We start from the raw sequence: 20,343 nt of genomic DNA, 5'->3' as shown, positions 1-20,343 counted from the left end.
ATATGAAATTTGCCTAAACTTTAACCCAGACGCGCAGATTTGCCGAACAGGCTATTTTAGCGGGCAATAAATCGCCATCGTTTCCGGTAGCATCTTCGTGTCGTATCCGCGTTACCTATATCGGGGATACTGACAATTGGGAGGATCACAATGACGACAGATAACCTCTATTTCGAAGCGCAAGAGCTAGAGCAAAAACTTCAGAACGCGTGTCTGGATACCCGATTGGCGCTGCAGCCCAGTTTCAGCAAAATTGTAGATCGCATGCGTCAGCAGGGAATGCATGTTCCGTCGCGCATGCGCCGACTGGATGCGGCCCTGTGCGAGGACGCGATGGAAGCGCGGTTTGACAATTTGCCGATCTGATCGGTTGGGTTATCCCAGCGATATACCCAAGATGACCAGCATCAGTCCCATGACCGACAGAAACAACGCCCCCAGGTTCCAGGGCAGAACACCCTGAACAACAGCGCGTAATTCGTCATCTGAAAGGCCCGCTTTGCGGGCCTTCATGACACGCAGAATACACCAGATCAAACCGACAAGACCGGCCACTGACAGGGCGGCGCCGCCCCAGGTGATGATTTCGAACATGGTTGCCTGCCTTTGCTGGTGCCGTGTTTTTGCGCTTAGCGGATCAGCGCCCTGCCGACAAGCCCGCCCATGGGATTGGGTGCTTGCGACCCGCGCACCGGCGATGTATCCGGCACCATGCCCGATGTCTCAGCATCGCAATTCAGCCTCTGGGAGAGACCTACATGGAAGACATGACCGAAGATCAGGCCGCCGCCAACTACCGCGTGACAGCAGGCGAGTTGCGCCAGTTCATCGAACGGATCGAGCGTCTGGATGCCGAAAAGAAGGATCTGGCCGAGCAGCAGAAAGAGGTCATGGCCGAAGCGAAAGCGCGCGGTTACGACACCAAGATCATGCGCAAATTGGTCGCTCTGCGCAAGCGCGACAAGGACGATATCGCCGAAGAAGAAGCGGTTCTCGAAATGTATAAGGAAGCTCTGGGTATGTAGTGCGATGCAGCCCGTTTCAGGGCTGCAACACCCTTACGCCCGGCATGGTGCGTAGTGCCGCAAGATCCTGTTCGTAGATCTCGGAAAACGCGCTGACCACGTCTGAAGTCCAGCCCGGAATCTCCAGCTCTTCCTCGATCTTCGCGGGATCGGCATGTTCATCAAACAGATGGGTCAGGCTTTCCCGCAGCATGTCCCGATCCTGCCAGGCAATTTGTTCCAACAGTTGTGTCAGCTCTGCGCGGCCCGCGTCCGTCAGCACTGAAGCAAGGAACGCGTATTCATGTTGCAGGGCGGCCTTGTCCGGCAGTCTGGCAAGCGTTCTAAGGATATCGCCCCAGATAAGCGGAGTATCCTCGTTGGCCCAGAGCGTGATCTGAACGTTCGGAGCCATTTCCCGCAACTCGTGGACCATGGTCAGCCAGTTCAGGCTGCTCAGGTCGGTGTTCCCCAGGACGGCTTTCCGCCGCTCTTCGGGCAGTGACATCAGCAATTTCGAGATGAAGCTCGCCGGGTTGACCAGCGCGAAACTCAGCTCGATCTGATCCGCCCCTAGAACACGGTCCAGGAATGCAATCCGCTCGGCCGCGTTTGGATAGAATTGCCCGTGTAGAATCGCGGCTCGTCTGGGGCCAAGAACCTTGTCGCTGGACAGGATAACGCGATCACAGGTGGTGCGGTCGGGAAGAACCTCATTCAAGCCCATCAGGACATCTGGCAGGGGCACTCCGGTCGTCATGGAATCCGAGGCGACTTTCACGAATTGCCGCCCCTGCGCCAAGTCCAGAGGGATGACCCGCTGCTGGTTCAGAACCGATGCGTTCGCCATAAGGGTTTCGATCAACCGGTCGTTGTCGGAAAAGGCTACGCCTGCGTGGATAACAACCTGCATCTTCGTCCTGTTTTTGCCGGGCTCCTTTCTCCGGTGTTACATCCTGCGCCTTCATCGGTAAATGCCGTAACTAGGAAGCAGTTGGTTAGCTGCTAGAGTCGTTATGGATAAAACGAATTTTGGCGCCCGTCTGCACAGGTCAGCTTGGACCACGCCTGCTTCGAATGCGGTGCCTTCTGTTGGCAGATCCCGGCGAGATTGCCTATCCAGTCAAAACCTGCCACTCATACATAGGGGAGGGGGCCTCGGCCAATGGATCATCCTCGGGCGGGCAGAGCAATCCCGCGAAAACAATCAGCGCCGCCAACAGTGCCGTCTTCATTTCTGCCAAAGCCCTTGATTTCATCACGCGTCCCTTCGCCTTGTAAGCCTCATTAGTCCTTCAACGCATTAGCTCCGAAATTCCGTCGAAAGATTTTTGCAGGTTTTTGTCTTTTTCCGCTTGCAGGCTCGCGCGGGAATTTATACATCCCTCCTCACTCAACGGCGCGGGCGTAGCTCAGGGGTAGAGCATAACCTTGCCAAGGTTAGGGTCGGGCGTTCGAATCGCCTCGCCCGCTCCATTGAGTTAAGGTCTTCGGACCAACATATGTATCTGATGCGGGCGTAGCTCAGGGGTAGAGCATAACCTTGCCAAGGTTAGGGTCGGGCGTTCGAATCGCCTCGCCCGCTCCAGATGCAAACCTTCCCAACTGGTCGATTTCGATATGAACGCGGCGCGTCAGCGTTTGGCGCTGGCCCGGATATCTTTCGTGACCGGGCCGATTCTGGCGCGCTATGAGGCCAAGTTCAGATTAGAACGCCTTGAACGTCATCGTGGTCAAGGATCGTTCGATGTTTGGAATTACCAGAAGATGTTCGTTGATGAAGTGGCCCACATCCTCAGTCTCTGGGATATAGAGCTTCAGCAGCAGGTCGTATTCGCCGCTTGTGGAATAGAGTTCCGAGTGAATCTCGCGCAGGGCGATCTCTTCGGCGACCTTATAGGTGGTGCCGGGTTTGCAGCGGATCTGGATGAAAACGCAGGTGGACATGTGCCGGGCCTTTTGACTTGAGTTTCCGGCAGGCTGGCACGGCCCGGACCTGTGTGCAATCCCCTGCAACAGTTTGAAGCGATCGCGACACGGCCTCTGGATCAACCCGCCCAACCCCGTCTATAAGCTCCCTCGAAGCAAAAGGAATTCGCCCATGCGCAGCGCAAAGATCAGCCGTCAGACCGCCGAGACCGAGATCTCGGTCGAGATCAGTCTGGACGGCACCGGCCAGTATGACAACCAGACCGGCGTTGGCTTCTTTGACCACATGCTGGATCAGTTGGCGCGTCATTCGCTGATCGACATGACGATCCGCGCCAAGGGCGACTATCACATCGACGACCACCACACGGTCGAAGACACCGGCATCGCGCTGGGTCAGGCTCTGACGCAGGCACTGGGCGACAAGAAAGGCATCCGCCGCTACGGCGAGTGCCACTTGCCCATGGACGACGCGCAGGTGCGTTGTGCGCTGGACCTGTCCGCGCGCCCGTTCCTGATCTGGAACGTGGACCTGCCAACCCAGAAGATCGGCACCTTCGACACTGAGCTGGTGCGCGAGTTCTTTCAGGCGCTCAGCACCCATGGCGGCATCACGCTGCACATTGATCAACTGCACGGTTTCAACAGCCACCACATCGCGGAGGCTGCCTTTAAGGCCGTTGCCCGCGCCCTGCGGGATGCGGTCGAAACCGACCCGCGCAAGGCGGATGCGATTCCGTCAACGAAGGGTGCGCTTTAAATGCTCACCGCGATCATCGACTACGAGAGCGGCAATCTGCACTCGGCCGAAAAAGCCTTTCAGCGTATGGCGAAGGAACTTGATGCGGGTGAGGTCGTTGTGACCTCGGACGCGGATGTCGTCGCGCGCGCGGACCGGCTGGTGCTACCCGGGGACGGAGCTTTTCCGGCCTGCGCCGCCGAGCTGCGTGGCCACAAGGGCATCTATGACGCGATGGTTGAGGCGGTCGAACAGAAAGGTCGCCCCTTCCTCGGTATCTGCGTCGGGATGCAGTTGATGGCCTCAAAAGGCCATGAATATACCGAAACCGATGGTCTGAATTGGGTCGCTGGGGACGTGCTGCGGATCGAGCCTTCGGACGCTTCGCTCAAGGTGCCGCATATGGGCTGGAACGATCTGGTTTTGGATAGCGATCACCCGGTGTTTAATGGTGTGAAATCCGGCGATCATGTCTATTTCGTCCACTCCTACCATTTCCGTGTCACGGATCCGGCGCAAAGGCTGGCTTATGTGGACTATGGGCAGGACGTCACAGCCGTGATCGGCCGCGACACGATGCTTGGGATGCAATTCCACCCCGAGAAAAGCCAGGATGTTGGCCTGCGTATGATCGGCAACTTCCTGACTTGGGCGCCCTAGGGCGTTACTGAATGCGGGTCCAGGTCTGCCCGCGGCAGACCAATCCGCCTGCGACGCAGCCTTTGACCGTCAGCTGGTTCTGGCTGTCCAGCGTCATTTTGGAGTTGTAGGTCTTGTCGCGATCCGGGGCCCAGATCTTGCCGTTATCATAGCTGCCGCTGCCTTCTGCGACCATGTCCCAGATGATCTGTTTGCCCAGGTTTTCATAGTCCAGAATCTGATCGCCATTGCCATCAAAGGCGCTGTCGATTGTACCGCAAATTGCGCTGCCGCATTCGCTGATCGACACGTGCAGGTACCCACCTGTGTCGCCGGGTTGCGTTTTCCACAGCCCATCCGCCGGATCTGCCGCCATCGCGCCTGTGGCCAGCGATGCAAAAGCAATCGAAAGTGCAAGTTTCTTCATGATAACCTCCCTGATTTGGGTTCACTCTGGCCCGGTACCGGGCTTCGGGCAAGATTGACTTTACGTCGCTAACCCGCTTGTGCGATACGCCGCCCGTGTAACATTCAGATAAGGCCGCCCGACATGATCCTGTATCCCGCCATCGACCTGAAAGACGGCAACGCTGTTCGCCTGCTGCGCGGAGAAATGGACAAAGCCACCGTTTTCAACGAGGACCCGGCCGCGCAAGCCCGTGCCTTTGTTGAAGCGGGATGTGAGTGGCTGCACCTTGTCGACCTGAACGGCGCCTTCGCGGGCGAGCCGGTCAACGCCGCTCCGGTCGAGGCGATCCTGAAGGCCTGCAACGTGCCCGCTCAGTTGGGTGGCGGTATCCGGGACATGGCCACCATCGAGACTTGGATTGAAAAGGGTTTGGCGCGGGTTATTCTGGGCACCGTTGCGGTCGAAAACCCCGATCTGGTGCGCGAGGCCGCAAAAGCCTTCCCCGGCAAGGTCGCAGTGGGCATCGACGCCCGCAACGGCATGGTTGCCACCAAAGGCTGGGCCGAGGAAACCGATGTGCAGGTCACCGATCTGGCCCGCAGCTTCGAAGATGCTGGCGTTGCGGCAATCATCTATACCGACATCAACCGCGACGGCGCGATGCAGGGCCCGAATATCGAAGCCACAGCCGCGCTGGCCCAAACCGTCTCCATTCCGGTCATTGCCTCGGGCGGCGTCAGCTCATTGGACGATTTGATCGCCCTGCGCGATTGCGGAGTTGAGCTGAACGGCGCGATCTCGGGAAGGGCGCTGTATGATGGCGCGATTGACCTGGCTGAGGCCATTCGCGCCCTGAGCTAAACGCCTTACTGCGCGGCAGCCGAGGTCAATTTCTTCAACGCGCCGCGCATTTTCTCGATCACGGGCGAGTTTTCGACCTCGTCGAGCTCATCCATCGTCTCTTTCGGGTCTTCATAGGCCAGCCAGACCTGCCCGTTCGCGTCCTCATAGGCCTGCACTTTTAGTGGCAGGAACAGGCCTGCACGCGGGTCGATCTGCATGGCCGGCGTCCCCAGCGCGGGGTTGCCGAAGATCAGCACCTGATTGGGCGGGATTGGCGTGCCGACCTTTTCGGCCCCTGCGGCGTGGTCAATGCGTGCAAAGACGGTCGCGCCCGCGTTGCCCACAGCGGCTTCGAGGGCGTCCAGCGCCTCGGGCACAGATTTTGCGGTTTCTACTTTGATGATATCGTCAGCCATTGCGGCAACTGCTCCTGCAAAAAGGAAGGTGGTGGTCAGAAAGAGGTTTCGCATCTTATTGATCTCCTGATGAATTTGGGGACAGTTTTCACAGGTTTGAGAGGGGTGGCAATCACAAGTCTGGCATCGGCGGGGCTTTGCCGGTAAGGGTGCGGGCAACAAAGGAAAGCGCATGCTGAAAACCCGTATCATTCCCTGTCTGGATGTCGCCGATGGCCGCGTGGTCAAAGGTGTGAATTTCGTGGGCCTGCGCGATGCAGGCGACCCGGTGGAATCGGCCAAGGCCTATGACGCCGCCGGCGCGGATGAGATCTGTTTTCTGGACATTCACGCCACGCATGAAAACCGCGGCACCATGTTCGACGTGGTTCAGCGCACGGCCGAGCAGTGCTTTGTTCCTCTGACAGTAGGTGGTGGCGTGCGTACCAAGGATGACGTGCGTGCCCTGCTGCTGGCTGGGGCTGACAAGGTCAGCTTCAACTCGGCCGCTGTCGCCAACCCGGATGTGATTGCCGAGGCGGCAGACCAGTTCGGCAGCCAGTGTATCGTCTGCGCGATCGACGCCAAAACCGTCAGCCCCAGCAAGTGGGAGATCTTCACCCATGGCGGCCGCAAACCCACCGGCATCGACGCGGTTGAGTTCGCGAAAACAGTGGTTGCTAAAGGTGCCGGAGAAATCCTGCTGACCTCGATGGATCGGGACGGAACCAAGTCAGGGTTCAACCTGCCGCTGACCCGCGCAATCAGCGATGCGGTGGATGTGCCTGTGATCGCATCGGGCGGGGTTGGCAATCTGGACCATCTCGTCGAAGGCGTAACCGAAGGTGGGGCGAGCGCCGTACTGGCGGCCTCGATCTTCCATTTTGGTGAATACACCATCCGCGAGGCCAAGGAACACATGGCCGCCGCCGGTATCCCGATGAGGCTGACATGAGCATCCTGCACGATCTGGCCGCCACAATCGAGGCGCGCAAAGGGGCAGACCCGGAGAGCAGCTGGACGGCAAAGCTGCTGGCCAAGGGTCCAGAGAAATGCGCTGAGAAATTCGGCGAAGAGGCCGTTGAAGCCATCATCGAAGCCGTCAAGAACGACAAGGACGGGCTGACGGCCGAGGCCGCCGACGTGCTGTATCACCTGCTGGTCATGCTGGCCGCGCGCGACGTTGCGCTGGACGATGTGCTGGAGGAGCTAGCGCGGCGTCAGGGCCTGAGCGGTATCGCCGAAAAGGCCGCACGCCCAAAAAGTTAAGCTCAGTCTTCCGTCTGCGCCGAAGCGGTTCTATGATCATGTTTCACGGTCTATCGGTCGAGGGACATCACAATGATCAGAGCTTTGGCCTGCGTTCTGGCCCTCGTGACTTTGGGCGCCTGTGCGGCCCCGCCACCGTCTACCGGAGATGAGGTGCAGAGGCTTGCTTCGGAAATCCAAAACCTCGGCCCCGATATCGACCCGGCTGAGGCCAACCGGGCCGCCCGCATTGCATATTCCTACACCGCGCAACTGGTGCAGGAATACGAGATCACCGACCCTCCGTTGATCCACAATGCCAAGGTCAATAAGGGCCTGCGCCCGCGTGGCTTATGCTGGCACTGGGCCGAAGATATTGAGCGGCGGCTGAAGCAAGAAAACTTCCAAACGCTGGACATGCATCGCGCCATCGCCAATGCCGACAATCCGCTGCGAATCGACCACAGCACAGCCATTATTAGCGCGCGGGGCGAGTCGCTCTATGACGGCGTGGTTTTGGACCCGTGGCGTTATGGCGGGGTTCTTTTCTGGTCTCCGCTGCAGGAAGACACAAGATATGACTGGGTCCCGCGTGAAGTTGTTCTGGAAAAGCGCAGGCAAGAACAGGTGGCCCGTCTCAAACCCTACCAGGCGCAGTGACGTTATAGTTTGGATGAAATGATGCCGGTGCTGAAGCCACCCATGCGCAGCTCTCCGAACAGGCGTTGATATTCGATCTTCGGGCAGCGATTCATCACTACATCCACGCCGCGCGCCTCAGCCTTGGCGGCGGCCTCGATATGTTCAACACCGATTTGCATCCAGATGGTGCGCAAGGATGGGAACGCCTCCAGCGCCTCATCCACGATCGGAGGCACAGCCTCAGAGCGGCGGAAGATATCCACCATATCAACATCTTCCGTGATGTCTGACAGGCTGGCGCGCACGGTTTGACCGAAAAGCTGCTTTCCCGAATGGCCGGGATTGACCGGGATCACGGTAAAACCTTTCAGCGACAGATAGCGGGCCACGTAGAAACTCGGCCGCACCTCGTTCATGGACACCCCGACCACGGCAACGGTCTTGTTGCGCTTCAGAATGGATCTCAGGAACTCATCAGAATAGTCAGCCATATCGCTACCCTATGCGAGGGCCGGAAAAGAAAAAAGCGCCCAAGAAACCTTGGGCGCCAGTTGTTGGAACGAGGGACAGTGAAATGACCCGCGGCAGTTCCGTTCCGCGGTCACTGTGACATTTAGGCATGTTTTGGTTAAAAAAAAGAGGGTGCGCTCATTTTTGTGATGACTTTTCACAAGCGGCGGAGGATCGCCTATTCCCGATACAGAATCTCAGGCCAGTTCCCTTCGGCCTGATGGATGTATTCCACCTGATCTTCACGCCATTTCCGCTCAATTTCAGGCGAATACGTCAAGTAAAGGCGACCATCCACAACCTGCCAGGCCCCGGGATCGGTTCCCTTGAGGAGACCCTGCGCCATCGCATAGGAACAATACCCCCCGAATTGAGGGGCAAAGGCCCGCGGATTCGCCTCAAACAGCGCGCGGTTTGCGAGAGACGCGAAATGCCATTCGGCTCCCTTCCACGTCACTGAAATCTCGGGACGGCCCTGCACGGGTATGTCACCCTGAAAATAGGACACGGGATCGTATCCCGCCATCGCAGCCCCCTCGGGCGCGAAATACACGGGCACGGGCTGCGCAACAGCGGCAGAAGCGATAAGAGTGGCGCTTAGCGCGCCAATGAGAGCGTGGCGGATTGGCATAGGTATAACGGAATCATGGACTCAGCGTCTCAATCTGCAACGTTTTGCGCTGCGAGACACCCCAGATGACGTGGTTGTGAACACCCCGAAAGCGCGAAGGTCAGTCAAAGATATCCTCGATCACATCCCAGGCCTCATCCATCACGCGCGAAAACAGGGTTTTCTTCTTTTTCTTGCGCTTGGATTTCGGCGGGGCGGTGTGGGATACCGCATGTTTTCTAGGTGCGCTTTCGGTAACCTTGCGCTTGGGCAGCATTTTGAGGTCATGCAACGGCGCGCCGCAGCTGGAACAGCTCAGCTCATGCCGCTGCTTTCCCTTCAGGACAAGGGCCGCTCGGGTCCCACAATAGCAGCAGGTGGCGATTTTCGATGGGCCAGAGATGACGCGCTCCTATCCTGTGTACCGTGAGGCATATAGGGCGATCGCCGCCGCATTTGAGACGTTCAAAGATCCAAAACCACCGGCTGCGTCAATTTTCACCAATTTGTCCACGGTTTCCTTGGTCTTTTGCCGCAATCCGGGGCCTTCTGCACCCAGCACCAGCGCCACCGGACGATCACGGTGATCGCCTATCGCAGCCTCGATCGTATCCTCGGCCTCGCCATCGAGACCCAGCACCAGATAGCCCATGCCCTGCAACTCGACAATCGCCTCGGCCAGATTGCGGACCCGCAAATAGGGCTGACGCTCCAAAGCGCCGCTTGCGGTTTTGGCCAGCGCCCCAGTCTCAGGCGCGGAATGGTGCCGAGTCCCGATCACAGCACTGGCGCCCAGCACCTCGGCCGAGCGCAGAATCGCCCCGACATTGTGCGGGTCTGTCACCCGATCCAGCAAAATCACGCGAGGGTGTTCGCGCCCGATACAGTTTTCGGTCAACCCGCCCCATTCCAGCGGCTTGACCTCAAGGGCGGCACCCTGATGGACTGATCCCTGATCAATCGGAGCGTTGAACTTTCTTGGATCGACCATCTCGGCCTCGGTGCCCGCAAAATCAATGGCTTCTGCCAGCTTGTCACGGGCGTTTCGGGTCACAATCAGGCGCAATTTCTGCCGTTTCGGGTTCATCAACGCATCGCGCACGGCGTGCAGGCCAAACAGCCAAACCGTTTCCGAAGCCGCTGCTTTGCGCGCCTGTTCCTTTTCCACGACCCACTTGGGTTTCTTCATTTTATTGGCCTCCGGGCCGGGCGTTCGATTTCCTGCGTCAAAGCGGTATTTTCCTGTTGACGCTCCTTTGGTGCGCTAGTAATCACGCCTCCACGTCAGGTGCAACGCCTGACAGTGGGCGACAGGCCGCAAGGTGTGGCAGGGGACTGTAACTCCCTCGCGGAGACGCACGCCTGGTTCGATTCCAGGGTCGCCCACCACTTTCTCTAGCAGAAAATTTCGGCAAATCTATCAGTGTAGACTGAGAAGCACTTCGATATCGCGGCGGCTCAACCGACGTAGAAGCGCCCTGTCTTCAGCCAGAAGAGACTCACCGCTTTCGATCTGTTTCTCAAGAAACGCGGCGATTTCGCTTGTGGGCTGATAGTAGAGGTCGATCTGCTGTTTACTCAGATCTTCAACCAACTTCCGGAGGAGTTGTTTTTGCTTCTCCGAATCAAGATCTTTGCGCTTTTCTTCCAGCATGGCCGTTCGCTTCGTTTGTTCACACCCAAATTGTAGGGCGGTGAGAGCGTTTGGCAAAGGCGTGCCTAGCGACTCCTATTGAAGTCTTTATTAGATCGGTGAGCATGACACAGAGCCCAAAAGAAGACGGGGCGCGCTGGAAACAAAACGCGCCCCTATCTCAGGGAGGAGAAACCGATCTCGCGTTCGAAACACACCATGAACGCTAACTCGTTACAATTCTGACTATGGCGGCTTTCGGTTTTGTGTTCAGTGATGCTGTTCACACAGCGCATAGAGTTTTCAGTTTTTTCGAACGCGCCAAGCTTTGTTGTCACCAAGCGCGCTTGATCTTTGTTTCAACAGGTTGGCATGAATCGACTATTTACGCAGGGCAACATACTGTTTTTGCTTGAAAGTGGTGCCCCCACACTTTCCCGAACTTCTCGGAGTACCGTAAAAAGTATATTATTATCATATAGATAGTTCGGCATTGCGAGTCTGGAGTTGGTCCGGGTGTGCTTTTCGGGCCACTGTTGGTGTGCTGCGAGAAAGTCACAAAATACCCCGACCTGTAACTTCACGACCATCACAAAAAGCATTGCAAAGTAGATGACGCCGTCAGCCTAAAGGCTGCTAAGGGTTTTTCGCGCTGACCGCTTTATCTCCATGCCACCAAGCAAGCAGCTTCTCTTTCAAGCTGTCCGCGCCGTCCTTGGTTCCGTCCCATAGGTAAATGACGCCATCGCGACCGTTGTCGTATATTCGATCTATGTGCGTCTCAGCCCAAGCGTAGTTTCCCGCCCAGTCTATGTCTGGGATTTCTATGCTATTGAGTTCTTCAAGAGTAGGCATACTGGACTTCGCGGTGTCGAGCGCATTTCTTGGGGCCTCTTTAACTTCGGTCCATACCTCGCTTGTAGAGGGAACCTCGATTGAGCAAACGGTGTTTTGGTTTTCGTCGGCTTGAAAAGTCGGATCGAAGGCCTCGCTTAGCGCGTTCAAGTCCTTGATGGTCTCGCACAGGTCGTAAATCTCTAATGCAGTAACGGACACGACAACGGCAGTGCCGACATAGGGTATGGATTGTCCTGCGACCGAGCCTGCGCTTCGACCCGCTGCAACCGCAGCCCGTTTTGTAACTGAAGCGCTTGTAGCGAGAACCGCGGCCTTAGCAGTAGTTCGCTTGCCTTTATGTGTAACCATTGCCTGCGCAGAGGCCCCTTTGTTTGCCAACTGGCTTGAAAGGGAACTCACGTCTGACCTCAGTTTTCTGTTTAGTTGTTTTTGCTTGGCTACGTCGGCCTTGAGTTTTTTGGTTTCGGTGAGGTGGCGTGATGCGACGGACTGTTTTCCGGTGATCGCCTCAAACGCGTTAGATGCCAAGTTGAAGACCGCGCCTCCAGCCATGATTAGTACACTAAATGCTAGAGATGCGGCGAATAGCAATGGCGAGAGCAGCAGCCATGTGTTTCTAATAATCCTGAAAGTTTTTTTCATTTCTCTAACGATTGATGGCTTCGTTTGTTTCTCTCAAAGCGGGGCGAAATACTAGGAGAGCATCGCAATGAGAACCGCGAGAAATATACCGCCCAGTATCGTCAGCTTTATCGCAGCGACTGCCCCATCAGCCCGTGCTTCCCATTTTGTCTTGGGGCGGTTCACGGCGTGGTTCCATCCTAGGTCGTTGTCATCTTGGTCAGACATTTTTCGTGTCCTTCGCGTAGGTTTTGGGGGAGATTTCCTGCAACAACAATATCCCGATGATTGCGATAATCGGTGTGAAAAATATGCTTATCAAAGGCCATAGCCCAAGAGGCTTGCCGCTCGACTATCCGGTCGCTCAAGTTTGATGATGCTACCCCATGGGGGGCTTGCGGGAGCCTCTCTATCCATCTTGCAGCCACTGGATTTTGTAGCGAAAATAAAATTGAAATGGTAGATGCGGTGCGAAGAAAACACTATGGGTTTCCCAGCGTATTCAACCAATTCACTTAGTAACCCCGTCCAATTCACTGGCGACGCTTCGGAACTGGTCGAGCGCGGCCTCAAGGTTTTCGACTATCTCTGCCGCCAAGATGTTTGGTTCGGGCAAGTTGTCGATGTCTTCAAGGCTGTCGTCTTTCAACCAGAATAAGTCGAGGTTAAGTTTGTCTCGGGCCGCGAGTTCCCCATAGTCGAATTTGCGGAACCGCTCGCATCCTTTGCGGTCGCGGTAACACTGCACGAACTCATCGAAATCACTCTCCGACAAGCGTTTGGTCTTCAGCGTTTTGTGGATGTTCATCCGGTAGTCGTAGACCCAGAGGGCCTTGGTTTGGACTTCGCGAGATGCTGGGCGTTTGTCGAAGAACAGGACGTTCGCCTTCACCCCAGGACTATACCAGATGCCCGTAGGGAGCCTTAGCAGCGTGTGGAAACTGAACCCCTCAAGCAGCCGCTTGCGTATACCTTCGCCGGCCTTTCCAGCCTCGAAAAGGACATTGTCAGGGAACACCACACCGGCTCGGCCATTGGTGTCCATGACGGTCATGATGTGCTGCAGGAAGTTGAACTGCTTGTTTGAGGTGGTGAATTTGAAGTCGTCGCGTTCGTAGTTTTCGCGCTCGGTCGAGACCTGACCATCTTCTCCGACAACAGTTTAACTGGACTTCTTGCCGAAAGGCGGGTTCGTGAGGATTACATCGTAGCGGTGGCCACTGTCACCCGATAGGGCAGGCAAGGGCGCTATGCGAATTGGTAGCTCTTTCATGCTAGCCTGCGTGAGCTTGAGGCGAGTCGTTCCAGATACTCGACCTCTGTAGTCCACTACATTTAGTTGATGGCAGAGAAAGGCATTTTCGATTGCGGCGTTGCCTCTGAGAATGTGAGCATGGTTGTTCACCCAATACTTGCCAGAAACCAAGTAGGCTTTGTCTTTATAGGGGTCCTAAAACGGGGCTGCGTCTTCCCCCAAAAGCACGGCGGGGCCATCGAAAATGAAGTCGTCAATTTCGCCAACCTGACCAGTGGCTCCATAATATGGGAAACGTGCTTCAGATGCAGCCAGTCGCTGACTTCGTTCCACCCCCGCTGACCAATATCCATTTTGATCAATCTAATTAGCAGTTTACATTGATGACTGAATTGAGACCAAACAAAAGTTTCGCACTAAATCTCAAGCTCTCGATCCAGAATCTGCTGCCTGTGGTGGCTCCCGACATCTCAGTAAAGCGCCAAGTCTTCCCTAGGCACACTCGCCAAAAACTCAAGCTCCCCGCTCTCCCAACCGTCCTCAAACGCTTGGTTCAACCGCCATTTCTCGGAGTCCGACTTGGTGCAAGGATAACAAAGCCCGACAATACTCTTGTAGATATGCCGCGCCCTATTCACCGGGCTCACCAAACTAGTCCAACAACAGATTGCCGACCGTCGTCAATTTCAGATGATTGCGACAAGGATGTTGCTGATCGCAAACGGAATACCGTACGTACTCTTAAATCGGTTCAGTGGCCTTAATCCTTTGGCTTGGGTCCGCTTCCAAGTAGCCTGCGCAACAAGTCATTGGAGGCATCTGGATCAATTTGCATCGCTGTTTCAAAGTAATAGCGTGCTTCCCGGGTCAACCTGTCCGATCGCTGAGCAGGCGTTTCGCCGCCAGCACTATGCGATCTGGTCTGCTCATTTTGTTCGGGCTCATCAAATGGAACAATACCCAAAGCTGCGCAATGCCGGTAGATAGCTTCGGCAATGAACGAGTAGCTGGTTTCTTCTGTGAGTTCTGGAGCCAATTGGCCGAGCGCTAACTTCGCGTCTGGAAGCAACGAAGCACATGCGGCCTCCGTTACATCTGCAATGGTCAGCGTTTCATCTGCGAAAACCGGCGCAGACATCAAAAGACAAGCAATGAATGGACAAACTCTAACTTGATCGTACCGCATCCACGATTTCCTCAAGATGCGCTCTGTATAATCCCTCGAGCGTACCGTCTGAACCTATCAAAACCAAATTAAAGTCCCAACGACGCAGTAGACCAAATTGAGCAAGCACCAACAAAACGTTTCTACACGTTTCGAATGACATAATCTGCGTGAAAATCCGTTGGAGAGATTGTTGGTCGAAGCGCGGTTCACCACTCTCCGATTCATGAAGCACATAGTTTATCTGTGGATCGCTGAACTTTGCGCGTTTCAACCTTTGCAACGAAAGCCCACCCACGGTGTATCCATTGCGACACGATGCTTCCATGGCGGCCATATCGTCATTGTGTCTTCTTAAGAAACCTTCCAAATCACCCGGAATCTTCATTTTGCTGTACTTCAAAACGTAAAAGAACTCGGCGATTTGCGCGACTGCATCACTTCTCAGCGTCTTGCGATCCTCTCGATCAAGTAAGGCAACATCATCAAGGCCACAGTGCGCAGCGGCGTGTGCCTCTACACCAGCATAAAACTTTGCTCGAGCTTCGCGCATTGCCGAAAGGCAAACGAGTCCTGGTTCCATGGTTCACAGTCGCTATTGTTGGGATTCGACACTAACCAAAAATTGGTAAGCTTACCAGAAACTTGTAATCGCCCAGATCGGTGCAACATCTTGGTTTTCCATATAGTGGGCGGGAGCGGTCCCTAAATCTATGGTGCGTAGTCAATTCGCACATTTTCCAGCGCAACTGAACGAAAAAAACGACAGATGCTCGCATAGAAGTCTTCAGATGATTTCGGCTTACCAAATTTTGGGACGGTTTCCGAAAACCGAAACTGCTTACCAGAACTAATGAGTACTACCATCCAATAGCTCTCGGATCTTGAGATTACAAGATCAGCGCATTGCTGTTCTTTTAAGATGAGGGAAAAAGGCAATGTTCAAGATTACGACAGCACTTATCAACTTGGCCAAGATTGCAGCCCTATCCGCGACCATATTCGCAGCGGAGATGAGTCCCAACGCAAACGCATGGTACAATCCCTATGAGACAAACAGTTTAGCTATCACATCTCGGTACTCGACTGAAATGGAGCTTCCTTTCATCGACGCTGCCAAGCCCGATTGGGGTCCCGAACTGATGGGCTGGTATCCCCTATATTGGGTTCTACGAGTTGTTTCCTTCTAGCCGCAATGGGGTTGTCGCGGCTTCAACGAGTGTGGTGTGTTCGACACTTGTTCGGTAGACAAGCTTTGGAACTTCAAACAATGTGACACCTCTAAGATCGAAGTATACGGTTTAATGCCCCTGAGCGCCCCTGTGCTCAGGGGCATTCCGTTTTGGGAATAGGGTCAAGGGTTTTCTTTGAATACTCTCAGCAAATTCGGTTCAGTTAGTTTCTCAATCTCCGCCGAATGCAATTTCATTCCCGCCAATTTCCATCAGCAAACGAGTTTTGGAAGAAGACAGCCTTAGATATCGCGAAGGCCATCTATGCGAAACCCAACACCATAACTAGCGATAAATGAAAAACTCAGAATGCTCCGTCCTCGATCGCAGTTTAGGCGCTGCGAAAGTTCAACAATCTGTGGCAAACTCGTGTCCCGTACATCAATGAAAATCTGCATTGGCTTCACGCCCTCAGGAGTTTAAGCAGCTGATTTTCAGCATCTTTCGTGCTTTCGGTCTCAAACACCGACTTCATTAAGGCTTTCAGGTGACTTGGGCTTACCAAAATTTGGGATGGTTGCTGAAAACCAAAATCACTCACCAGAACTTATGATTCGTACCATCCAATAGCTCTCGCATCTTGAGGATACGAGATCAGCGCGGTGCTGATCTCTTAGACAAAAGGAAAAAGACAATGTTCAAGATGATGAGAGCACTTATGGACCCGGCAACGCTTACGGTCGTTTCTACAACCATCTTTGCAGCGGTGATGAGTTCTGCAGCAAATGCTGGAGATGGGCTTGACCGAGAATTCGACCTCATCAATGATTCACGGTTCACAAGTGTGACGGAGCTTTACATCTCCAATATTAATGACCCGATTTGGGGCCGCAACTTGATGGGCGAGTATCCTCTGCATGCAGGGTACTATGGTGAATTCGAGCCAGACTTTCCCAATGGTTATTGTCGGTTCGACTTGCTGGTAGTGTTTGACACTGGTTATGTGGATAAGCTGTGGGACATCAACTTGTGCGAAGTGCCAGTGATTCATGTGGACGGCTATGGGTTTTCCATCGTCTATGCGTGAATCAATTTGCCCGTAAAGCCTCCGAGCGCCCCTGCGCTCGGGGGTATTTCATTTTTTGAGACCAACTGAGCTTAGTTCCTTGATAATTGACAAGAACTCAAACCAACTATTTCTTTTCCTGTCGCGACTAGAAATGGCAACGGATTGCTCAACACCCTCGCAATCCCCTTGACCAATATTGCTCGAAACAGAGACGTAAATAGTCGCTTTTGACAGATTTCGGCTAAACTGCGATCATCGTAAAAACCAAAGTTCACTATTGAAGCCAGATATTTGCAAGCGCAACAAGACTATGAGACGAGTTGTTTTAGTCAACGGCATTAAGGATTGCCGCATTTATCTGCGAGTGATAATCGCTGTGTGTCTTTTGCTTACAACAGCGTTCTCGGCCAATGCCAAACGTGTGGCCCTTGTAATTGGTAACTCCAAATATGAACAAGTTGCGAAACTCGCAAATCCTGAAAATGATGCTCGGGATATTGCTTCGGCGCTTAGACGAATAGGGTTTGACGTCACCGAACAGTACGACCTTGACTACCGACAATTGCGGCTTAGTTTGCGCGACTTTTCAGAAACTGCAGCAGATGCCGACGTTGTTTTGATCTATTTCGCGGGTCATGGCATCGAGATCGACAACACCAATTACCTGATTCCGGTCAATGCTGAACTGAGAAGTGATAGGGACATTGAGTTCGAGGCTGTAAGGCTTGAGACAGTAGTGAATGCAGTCTCGCCAGCAAAAGGCCTGAACATTGTTCTTGTGGATGCATGCCGCAACAACCCGTTCCTCACCCGTATGGCTCGAAGCACCGCATCCCGCTCAATCGGGAAAGGCTTGGCTCGGATCGATCCAAGTGGCGTTCTTGTTGGGTATTCCGCCCGTGGAGGTACATTAGCGCTTGATGGCAAGGGGCGTAATAGTCCCTACGCAACTGCGTTACTTGAGCATATCGAAGTCCCAGGGCTGGAGCTTGGCAAGCTATTTCGAAAGGTAAGAGATTCGGTTTTCAACCAAACCAAAGGTTACCAAGAGCCATTCACCTACGGTTCGTTGCCTGGATCCGATATATTTCTAGTTCCAGCGGCTTCGTCAGTAAATCAAAGTGACCTCATACCCAGACTACAAGAAAGCGAGAAAAATCAACTCGACAAGCGTGAAGCTTCTGCTGAGCGCGTCTTGAGCGAAGCGTTAAAGCTTGAGGACGAGAAAGTACGGCTTAACGCACTTGATGTGATCGCCCGGTTATACCCGAAAACACAAGCCGGACTTGCGGCAAAGTCAGCTGTGGCAGCACTTACTCCAGAAATAGAAACTGTGGAAAACCCGATTGTTCAATCCGATACTTCGGTCACGGACAAAGCAGTCTCCGACGATCGCGAAAATGAAACTGCGTCAACTATTGCTCAAAACTCTGAACAGAAAGCCGAGCTAGATCTTAATTTGGGGCCGAATGAATATCGGGCAGTGCAAAGCGGCTTGAGATTTCTTGGTTTCTCAGTGGGCCCGGTTGATGGAATTTTTGGCACCCGTTCACGCGCTGCCTTACGGGAATTTCAGAGTGAAAATGGTGAAGCACAAACTGGTTACCTGACGGAGGAGTCCTATGCCGTTCTGAAACGCAATGCGCAATCTGAAACACGAAACTCGGAGGGCCAAGAAAATCCCAATACAACATCGCCTTCTTCACCTCAGGTGCAACCACATGAAGAAGCAGCAAGCGGTTACAACGGTGAGTACATAATTGACATTCGAAGGCGTCCGGACCCTCTGGGAACTGATGCTGGCTCAAGTGTTACTACTATGTTGTGGCTGCAGTACCGAAAAACCAGTAATGGCTTCCAGCTGATTAGGGCCGTTGACCGATCGTTGGGGGGCGACCAGAGATCAAAGAAATACCGAGCTTCCCTGAATGAAAGCGGTCAACTGCGGATCTCAGGCAAAACAAATTATCTGTTTAACAGTGTAATTGTTGTTCCCTTTTCAATCTCTCTAAATCTGCCGACGGATTTCAGCCGCGGCCGATCGCTTCAAACAACGCAGGGCCGTTTCGACAAAAACTATTTTGTCGATGTCAGAATAACCAGACAGTAGTTCAGCAGACGGATCTGAGTCGGTTGCGACTGTCGATGTTACACTGAATGGCATACCGCCTGGAACACAGTATTCCATCAACAACGGAGTGTCGTTCCTTGCGGCGCTGCCGGGTCCGGATCTTACTCTCACGGGTCTCAGCTTGGCCGACTATGAAAATCTGGTTGTCCGGCTGCCCGATGATTTTTCAACCACAACCCCAATCACCGGCAGTGCGACCTTCACTACGGATGAGGCTTTGCTGGCCGGTGAAACGGATACTGGCCCAGATGACGGGATCGAAACGGGAACCTTCACGGTCACAGTAAACTCTGAGCAAGACGTTGAAATCACCGCTCAAGACATCACTGTAATTGAGGATCTAGGCGCGCCGATCCCGCTCAATCTCGACGTTGATATTACGGATATCGACGGGTCTGAATCGATCACCTCTTTGACACTGGATTTCGCCAATCTGCCCACCGGAGATACTGTGCTCAGCGATAGCACGGTTCTGAATGCGGGCAACACTCAGTGGACCGGAACAGTGGCCGAGCTGCAGAGCTTGGCCGTAGCCAGCTTGCCGACGCATTAGTCCGGCGTCATCGACATAACTGTCACCGTGGACACCGACGAAGGTGATCCCAACGTCACGACCGAAAGCTTCCAACTGAACGTGACGCCCGTTGCCGAGCCGACAATCATCCTGTTGGTCGACGACAGCACGCCGAACGTGGACGAGCTTGGGCCGGATAATTTCATCGTTGATGAGGACAGCTCGTTCCTTCTTTTGATCGACGCGGAAACGCCAGACCAAGACGGCTCCGAGGCGCTGACTCAGATCGTGATCGAAAACATGCCTGCGGGGTGGGTTGCTGACACCGGAGGGGTGGTCGATCTTGCGTTGTTCGAACAGGGTGCGGCCCAGATCACCTCGGCTACGCTGTCGGGGACGACGCTGACAATAGCGCTGGCACCGGGCATTACAGATTTCGATGGGGCCTTGCGGGTCACTCCATTGGAGAATGACGACAGAGATGTCGAAACCATCGTCGGAGGGGAGTTGACAGCTACGGTAACGTCCGTGGATCAGGCGGCGACACTGCCAACAGATACACAAACGGCAACAGACAGCGTTGACGTAGACGTAGACGCAATTGTTGACGATCTGAGCTTTGCGGTAGCTGACATAACAGCACGAGAGAACGTCAATGGTCGACGTCGGATTGATGTCGACATTTCAGGTACAGCGTTTGAGGACAACGATGGGTCCGAAACTATATCAGCGCTCGATCTGACGATCAGCGTTGTCACGGCGAGCGACGTATTCGACCCTTCAGACACCAGCCAACTGCAACTGCGCGTCAGCGACTCAGCCTTGGCTGGCTGTCCGTCGTCAGGGATTTTGGGACAGGTGACGGCGTGAGCTAAGAGAGGGTCTGGCGCATCTGGTTCATGTGATTATGCGGCGGATTTGCGGTGAAGCAAGCGTCGCGTTTCGATGGTCTTTAGT

General features: G+C 54.4%; 27 protein-coding genes, 3 tRNA genes and 1 pseudogene. 15 read left to right on the top strand and 16 right to left on the bottom strand.

The window, feature by feature from the left end:
- The first annotated feature begins 150 nt into the window (after nucleotides 1–150).
- Nucleotides 151–366, top strand: coding sequence for a hypothetical protein (locus tag J7394_RS20135; RefSeq protein WP_170468079.1), 216 nt, complete (start codon nucleotides 151–153; stop codon nucleotides 364–366).
- Nucleotides 367–375: 9 nt separating this feature from the next.
- Here J7394_RS20135 and J7394_RS20130 read toward each other — a convergent pair whose 3' ends face one another.
- The gene (locus J7394_RS20130) at nucleotides 376–594 is read right to left on the bottom strand and encodes a hypothetical protein (protein WP_170468076.1); all 219 of its coding nucleotides are present in this window, start codon (nucleotides 592–594) and stop codon (nucleotides 376–378) included.
- Nucleotides 595–758: 164 nt separating this feature from the next.
- Between J7394_RS20130 and J7394_RS20125 the strand changes: the two genes are divergently transcribed.
- Nucleotides 759–1,025, top strand: coding sequence for a DUF2312 domain-containing protein (locus J7394_RS20125; protein WP_209255764.1), 267 nt, complete (start codon nucleotides 759–761; stop codon nucleotides 1,023–1,025).
- A gap of 16 nt (nucleotides 1,026–1,041) precedes the next feature.
- Here J7394_RS20125 and J7394_RS20120 read toward each other — a convergent pair whose 3' ends face one another.
- Nucleotides 1,042–1,917: a hypothetical protein gene (locus J7394_RS20120; protein WP_209255762.1), complete on the bottom strand. Its 876-nt coding sequence runs from the start codon at nucleotides 1,915–1,917 to the stop codon at nucleotides 1,042–1,044.
- A 488-nt stretch (nucleotides 1,918–2,405) separates the two neighbouring features.
- Between J7394_RS20120 and J7394_RS20115 the strand changes: the two genes are divergently transcribed.
- A tRNA-Gly gene (locus J7394_RS20115) sits at nucleotides 2,406–2,480 on the top strand.
- Between the two features lie 37 nt (nucleotides 2,481–2,517).
- A tRNA-Gly gene (locus J7394_RS20110) sits at nucleotides 2,518–2,592 on the top strand.
- Nucleotides 2,593–2,711: 119 nt separating this feature from the next.
- Here J7394_RS20110 and J7394_RS20105 read toward each other — a convergent pair.
- Entirely contained in the window at nucleotides 2,712–2,951 is a 240-nt protein-coding gene (locus J7394_RS20105) for an Lrp/AsnC family transcriptional regulator (protein ID WP_050602861.1), read from the bottom strand.
- Nucleotides 2,952–3,105: 154 nt separating this feature from the next.
- On the opposite strand from J7394_RS20105, the gene hisB reads away from it, so the two are divergent.
- Both hisB and hisH read left to right on the top strand, forming a co-directional pair.
- Nucleotides 3,106–3,693: an imidazoleglycerol-phosphate dehydratase HisB gene (hisB, locus tag J7394_RS20100; protein WP_209255760.1), complete on the top strand. Its 588-nt coding sequence runs from the start codon at nucleotides 3,106–3,108 to the stop codon at nucleotides 3,691–3,693.
- A complete protein-coding gene (gene hisH / locus J7394_RS20095) occupies nucleotides 3,694–4,332 on the top strand; it encodes an imidazole glycerol phosphate synthase subunit HisH (RefSeq protein WP_209255758.1) in 639 nt (212 codons plus the stop codon).
- A gap of 4 nt (nucleotides 4,333–4,336) precedes the next feature.
- Here hisH and J7394_RS20090 read toward each other — a convergent pair whose 3' ends face one another.
- On the bottom strand, nucleotides 4,337–4,738 hold the full coding sequence (locus J7394_RS20090; protein WP_170374923.1) for a DUF2147 domain-containing protein: 402 nt from the start codon (nucleotides 4,736–4,738) through the stop codon (nucleotides 4,337–4,339).
- Nucleotides 4,739–4,861: 123 nt separating this feature from the next.
- Here J7394_RS20090 and hisA point away from each other — a divergent pair, with 123 nt between their 5' ends.
- Nucleotides 4,862–5,581 (top strand): 1-(5-phosphoribosyl)-5-[(5-phosphoribosylamino)methylideneamino]imidazole-4-carboxamide isomerase, encoded by a 720-nt coding sequence (gene hisA / locus J7394_RS20085; protein WP_209255756.1) that lies wholly within the window; start codon nucleotides 4,862–4,864, stop codon nucleotides 5,579–5,581.
- 5 nt (nucleotides 5,582–5,586) lie between these two features.
- Here the strand turns inward: hisA and J7394_RS20080 are convergent, their stop codons facing one another.
- Nucleotides 5,587–6,033: a DUF302 domain-containing protein gene (locus tag J7394_RS20080; protein ID WP_247748327.1), complete on the bottom strand. Its 447-nt coding sequence runs from the start codon at nucleotides 6,031–6,033 to the stop codon at nucleotides 5,587–5,589.
- 118 nt (nucleotides 6,034–6,151) lie between these two features.
- Between J7394_RS20080 and hisF the strand changes: the two genes are divergently transcribed.
- The 3 genes from hisF to J7394_RS20065 all read left to right on the top strand — a co-directional run bounded on the left by hisF (nucleotide 6,152) and on the right by J7394_RS20065 (nucleotide 7,866).
- The gene (hisF, locus tag J7394_RS20075) at nucleotides 6,152–6,913 is read left to right on the top strand and encodes an imidazole glycerol phosphate synthase subunit HisF (RefSeq protein ID WP_209255754.1); all 762 of its coding nucleotides are present in this window, start codon (nucleotides 6,152–6,154) and stop codon (nucleotides 6,911–6,913) included.
- Complete coding sequence (locus tag J7394_RS20070; RefSeq protein ID WP_209255752.1) at nucleotides 6,910–7,227, top strand: phosphoribosyl-ATP diphosphatase; 318 nt, start codon at nucleotides 6,910–6,912, stop codon at nucleotides 7,225–7,227. Before hisF ends, J7394_RS20070 begins: the two co-directional genes overlap by 4 nt.
- 72 nt (nucleotides 7,228–7,299) lie before the next feature.
- Complete coding sequence (locus tag J7394_RS20065; RefSeq protein ID WP_209255750.1) at nucleotides 7,300–7,866, top strand: hypothetical protein; 567 nt, start codon at nucleotides 7,300–7,302, stop codon at nucleotides 7,864–7,866.
- A gap of 2 nt (nucleotides 7,867–7,868) precedes the next feature.
- On the opposite strand, the gene J7394_RS20060 is transcribed toward J7394_RS20065, so the two are convergent.
- The 4 genes from J7394_RS20060 to rlmB form a co-directional block, all read right to left on the bottom strand.
- Entirely contained in the window at nucleotides 7,869–8,339 is a 471-nt protein-coding gene (locus J7394_RS20060) for a CoA-binding protein (RefSeq protein WP_209255748.1), read from the bottom strand.
- A gap of 197 nt (nucleotides 8,340–8,536) precedes the next feature.
- Entirely contained in the window at nucleotides 8,537–8,989 is a 453-nt protein-coding gene (locus tag J7394_RS20055; RefSeq protein WP_247748326.1) for a YHS domain-containing (seleno)protein, read from the bottom strand.
- 100 nt (nucleotides 8,990–9,089) lie between these two features.
- Complete coding sequence (locus J7394_RS20050) at nucleotides 9,090–9,371, bottom strand: hypothetical protein (RefSeq protein WP_170480654.1); 282 nt, start codon at nucleotides 9,369–9,371, stop codon at nucleotides 9,090–9,092.
- A 9-nt stretch (nucleotides 9,372–9,380) separates the two neighbouring features.
- On the bottom strand, nucleotides 9,381–10,157 hold the full coding sequence (rlmB, locus tag J7394_RS20045; RefSeq protein ID WP_209255746.1) for a 23S rRNA (guanosine(2251)-2'-O)-methyltransferase RlmB: 777 nt from the start codon (nucleotides 10,155–10,157) through the stop codon (nucleotides 9,381–9,383).
- Between the two features lie 116 nt (nucleotides 10,158–10,273).
- On the opposite strand from rlmB, the gene J7394_RS20040 reads away from it, so the two are divergent.
- Nucleotides 10,274–10,357: transfer RNA gene (locus J7394_RS20040), tRNA-Tyr, on the top strand.
- Nucleotides 10,358–10,388: 31 nt separating this feature from the next.
- On the opposite strand, the gene J7394_RS20035 is transcribed toward J7394_RS20040, so the two are convergent.
- From J7394_RS20035 to J7394_RS20005, 7 genes and pseudogenes are all read right to left on the bottom strand, one after another.
- The gene (locus J7394_RS20035; RefSeq protein WP_170664835.1) at nucleotides 10,389–10,622 is read right to left on the bottom strand and encodes a hypothetical protein; all 234 of its coding nucleotides are present in this window, start codon (nucleotides 10,620–10,622) and stop codon (nucleotides 10,389–10,391) included.
- 615 nt (nucleotides 10,623–11,237) lie between these two features.
- Nucleotides 11,238–12,101, bottom strand: coding sequence for a hypothetical protein (locus J7394_RS20030; RefSeq protein ID WP_209255744.1), 864 nt, complete (start codon nucleotides 12,099–12,101; stop codon nucleotides 11,238–11,240).
- 51 nt (nucleotides 12,102–12,152) lie between these two features.
- Nucleotides 12,153–12,308, bottom strand: a complete 156-nt coding sequence (locus J7394_RS20025; RefSeq protein ID WP_209255742.1) for a hypothetical protein — start codon at nucleotides 12,306–12,308, stop codon at nucleotides 12,153–12,155.
- 283 nt (nucleotides 12,309–12,591) lie between these two features.
- Nucleotides 12,592–13,164 (bottom strand): annotated as a pseudogene (locus tag J7394_RS20020) (class I SAM-dependent DNA methyltransferase); the annotation flags it as partial.
- Between the two features lie 78 nt (nucleotides 13,165–13,242).
- Complete coding sequence (locus J7394_RS23160; RefSeq protein WP_209255740.1) at nucleotides 13,243–13,506, bottom strand: restriction endonuclease subunit S; 264 nt, start codon at nucleotides 13,504–13,506, stop codon at nucleotides 13,243–13,245.
- Nucleotides 13,507–14,095: 589 nt separating this feature from the next.
- Nucleotides 14,096–14,521 (bottom strand): hypothetical protein, encoded by a 426-nt coding sequence (locus tag J7394_RS20010; RefSeq protein WP_209255738.1) that lies wholly within the window; start codon nucleotides 14,519–14,521, stop codon nucleotides 14,096–14,098.
- Nucleotides 14,502–15,083, bottom strand: coding sequence for a hypothetical protein (locus J7394_RS20005; protein WP_209255736.1), 582 nt, complete (start codon nucleotides 15,081–15,083; stop codon nucleotides 14,502–14,504). The genes J7394_RS20010 and J7394_RS20005 overlap by 20 nt, the downstream gene beginning before the upstream one ends.
- A gap of 1,283 nt (nucleotides 15,084–16,366) precedes the next feature.
- Between J7394_RS20005 and J7394_RS20000 the strand changes: the two genes are divergently transcribed.
- The 4 genes from J7394_RS20000 to J7394_RS19985 all read left to right on the top strand — a co-directional run bounded on the left by J7394_RS20000 (nucleotide 16,367) and on the right by J7394_RS19985 (nucleotide 20,256).
- Nucleotides 16,367–16,759: a hypothetical protein gene (locus J7394_RS20000; RefSeq protein ID WP_209255734.1), complete on the top strand. Its 393-nt coding sequence runs from the start codon at nucleotides 16,367–16,369 to the stop codon at nucleotides 16,757–16,759.
- 292 nt (nucleotides 16,760–17,051) lie between these two features.
- Nucleotides 17,052–18,851: a caspase family protein gene (locus J7394_RS22935; RefSeq protein WP_247748325.1), complete on the top strand. Its 1,800-nt coding sequence runs from the start codon at nucleotides 17,052–17,054 to the stop codon at nucleotides 18,849–18,851.
- A 142-nt stretch (nucleotides 18,852–18,993) separates the two neighbouring features.
- Entirely contained in the window at nucleotides 18,994–19,425 is a 432-nt protein-coding gene (locus J7394_RS19990; RefSeq protein ID WP_209255732.1) for a hypothetical protein, read from the top strand.
- Nucleotides 19,426–19,452: 27 nt separating this feature from the next.
- A complete protein-coding gene (locus J7394_RS19985; protein ID WP_209255730.1) occupies nucleotides 19,453–20,256 on the top strand; it encodes a hypothetical protein in 804 nt (267 codons plus the stop codon).
- The last annotated feature ends 87 nt before the right edge of the window (nucleotides 20,257–20,343 follow it).

It is taken from the genome of Ruegeria sp. R13_0, from assembly GCF_017743995.1.
Lineage (GTDB): Bacteria > Pseudomonadota > Alphaproteobacteria > Rhodobacterales > Rhodobacteraceae > Ruegeria.
Note: the sequence above shows the minus strand (reverse complement) of the source record. Positions and strands in the feature narration are given on the sequence as shown.

Bases quoted from the DNA above. Each gene is read 5' to 3' on its own strand.
- J7394_RS20135 (WP_170468079.1), top strand. From the start codon at position 151: ATGACGACAGATAACCTCTATTTCGAAGCGCAAGAGCTAGAGCAAAAA.
- J7394_RS20130 (WP_170468076.1), bottom strand. From the start codon at position 594: ATGTTCGAAATCATCACCTGGGGCGGCGCCGCCCTGTCAGTGGCCGGT.
- J7394_RS20125 (WP_209255764.1), top strand. From the start codon at position 759: ATGGAAGACATGACCGAAGATCAGGCCGCCGCCAACTACCGCGTGACA.
- J7394_RS20120 (WP_209255762.1), bottom strand. From the start codon at position 1,917: ATGCAGGTTGTTATCCACGCAGGCGTAGCCTTTTCCGACAACGACCGG.
- J7394_RS20105 (WP_050602861.1), bottom strand. From the start codon at position 2,951: ATGTCCACCTGCGTTTTCATCCAGATCCGCTGCAAACCCGGCACCACC.
- hisB (WP_209255760.1), top strand. From the start codon at position 3,106: ATGCGCAGCGCAAAGATCAGCCGTCAGACCGCCGAGACCGAGATCTCG.
- hisH (WP_209255758.1), top strand. From the start codon at position 3,694: ATGCTCACCGCGATCATCGACTACGAGAGCGGCAATCTGCACTCGGCC.
- J7394_RS20090 (WP_170374923.1), bottom strand. From the start codon at position 4,738: ATGAAGAAACTTGCACTTTCGATTGCTTTTGCATCGCTGGCCACAGGC.
- hisA (WP_209255756.1), top strand. From the start codon at position 4,862: ATGATCCTGTATCCCGCCATCGACCTGAAAGACGGCAACGCTGTTCGC.
- J7394_RS20080 (WP_247748327.1), bottom strand. From the start codon at position 6,033: ATGCGAAACCTCTTTCTGACCACCACCTTCCTTTTTGCAGGAGCAGTT.
- hisF (WP_209255754.1), top strand. From the start codon at position 6,152: ATGCTGAAAACCCGTATCATTCCCTGTCTGGATGTCGCCGATGGCCGC.
- J7394_RS20070 (WP_209255752.1), top strand. From the start codon at position 6,910: ATGAGCATCCTGCACGATCTGGCCGCCACAATCGAGGCGCGCAAAGGG.
- J7394_RS20065 (WP_209255750.1), top strand. From the start codon at position 7,300: ATGATCAGAGCTTTGGCCTGCGTTCTGGCCCTCGTGACTTTGGGCGCC.
- J7394_RS20060 (WP_209255748.1), bottom strand. From the start codon at position 8,339: ATGGCTGACTATTCTGATGAGTTCCTGAGATCCATTCTGAAGCGCAAC.
- J7394_RS20055 (WP_247748326.1), bottom strand. From the start codon at position 8,989: ATGCCAATCCGCCACGCTCTCATTGGCGCGCTAAGCGCCACTCTTATC.
- rlmB (WP_209255746.1), bottom strand. From the start codon at position 10,157: ATGAAGAAACCCAAGTGGGTCGTGGAAAAGGAACAGGCGCGCAAAGCA.
- J7394_RS20035 (WP_170664835.1), bottom strand. From the start codon at position 10,622: ATGCTGGAAGAAAAGCGCAAAGATCTTGATTCGGAGAAGCAAAAACAA.
- J7394_RS20030 (WP_209255744.1), bottom strand. From the start codon at position 12,101: ATGAAAAAAACTTTCAGGATTATTAGAAACACATGGCTGCTGCTCTCG.
- J7394_RS20025 (WP_209255742.1), bottom strand. From the start codon at position 12,308: ATGTCTGACCAAGATGACAACGACCTAGGATGGAACCACGCCGTGAAC.
- J7394_RS20010 (WP_209255738.1), bottom strand. From the start codon at position 14,521: ATGCGGTACGATCAAGTTAGAGTTTGTCCATTCATTGCTTGTCTTTTG.
- J7394_RS20005 (WP_209255736.1), bottom strand. From the start codon at position 15,083: ATGGAACCAGGACTCGTTTGCCTTTCGGCAATGCGCGAAGCTCGAGCA.
- J7394_RS20000 (WP_209255734.1), top strand. From the start codon at position 16,367: ATGTTCAAGATGATGAGAGCACTTATGGACCCGGCAACGCTTACGGTC.
- J7394_RS22935 (WP_247748325.1), top strand. From the start codon at position 17,052: ATGAGACGAGTTGTTTTAGTCAACGGCATTAAGGATTGCCGCATTTAT.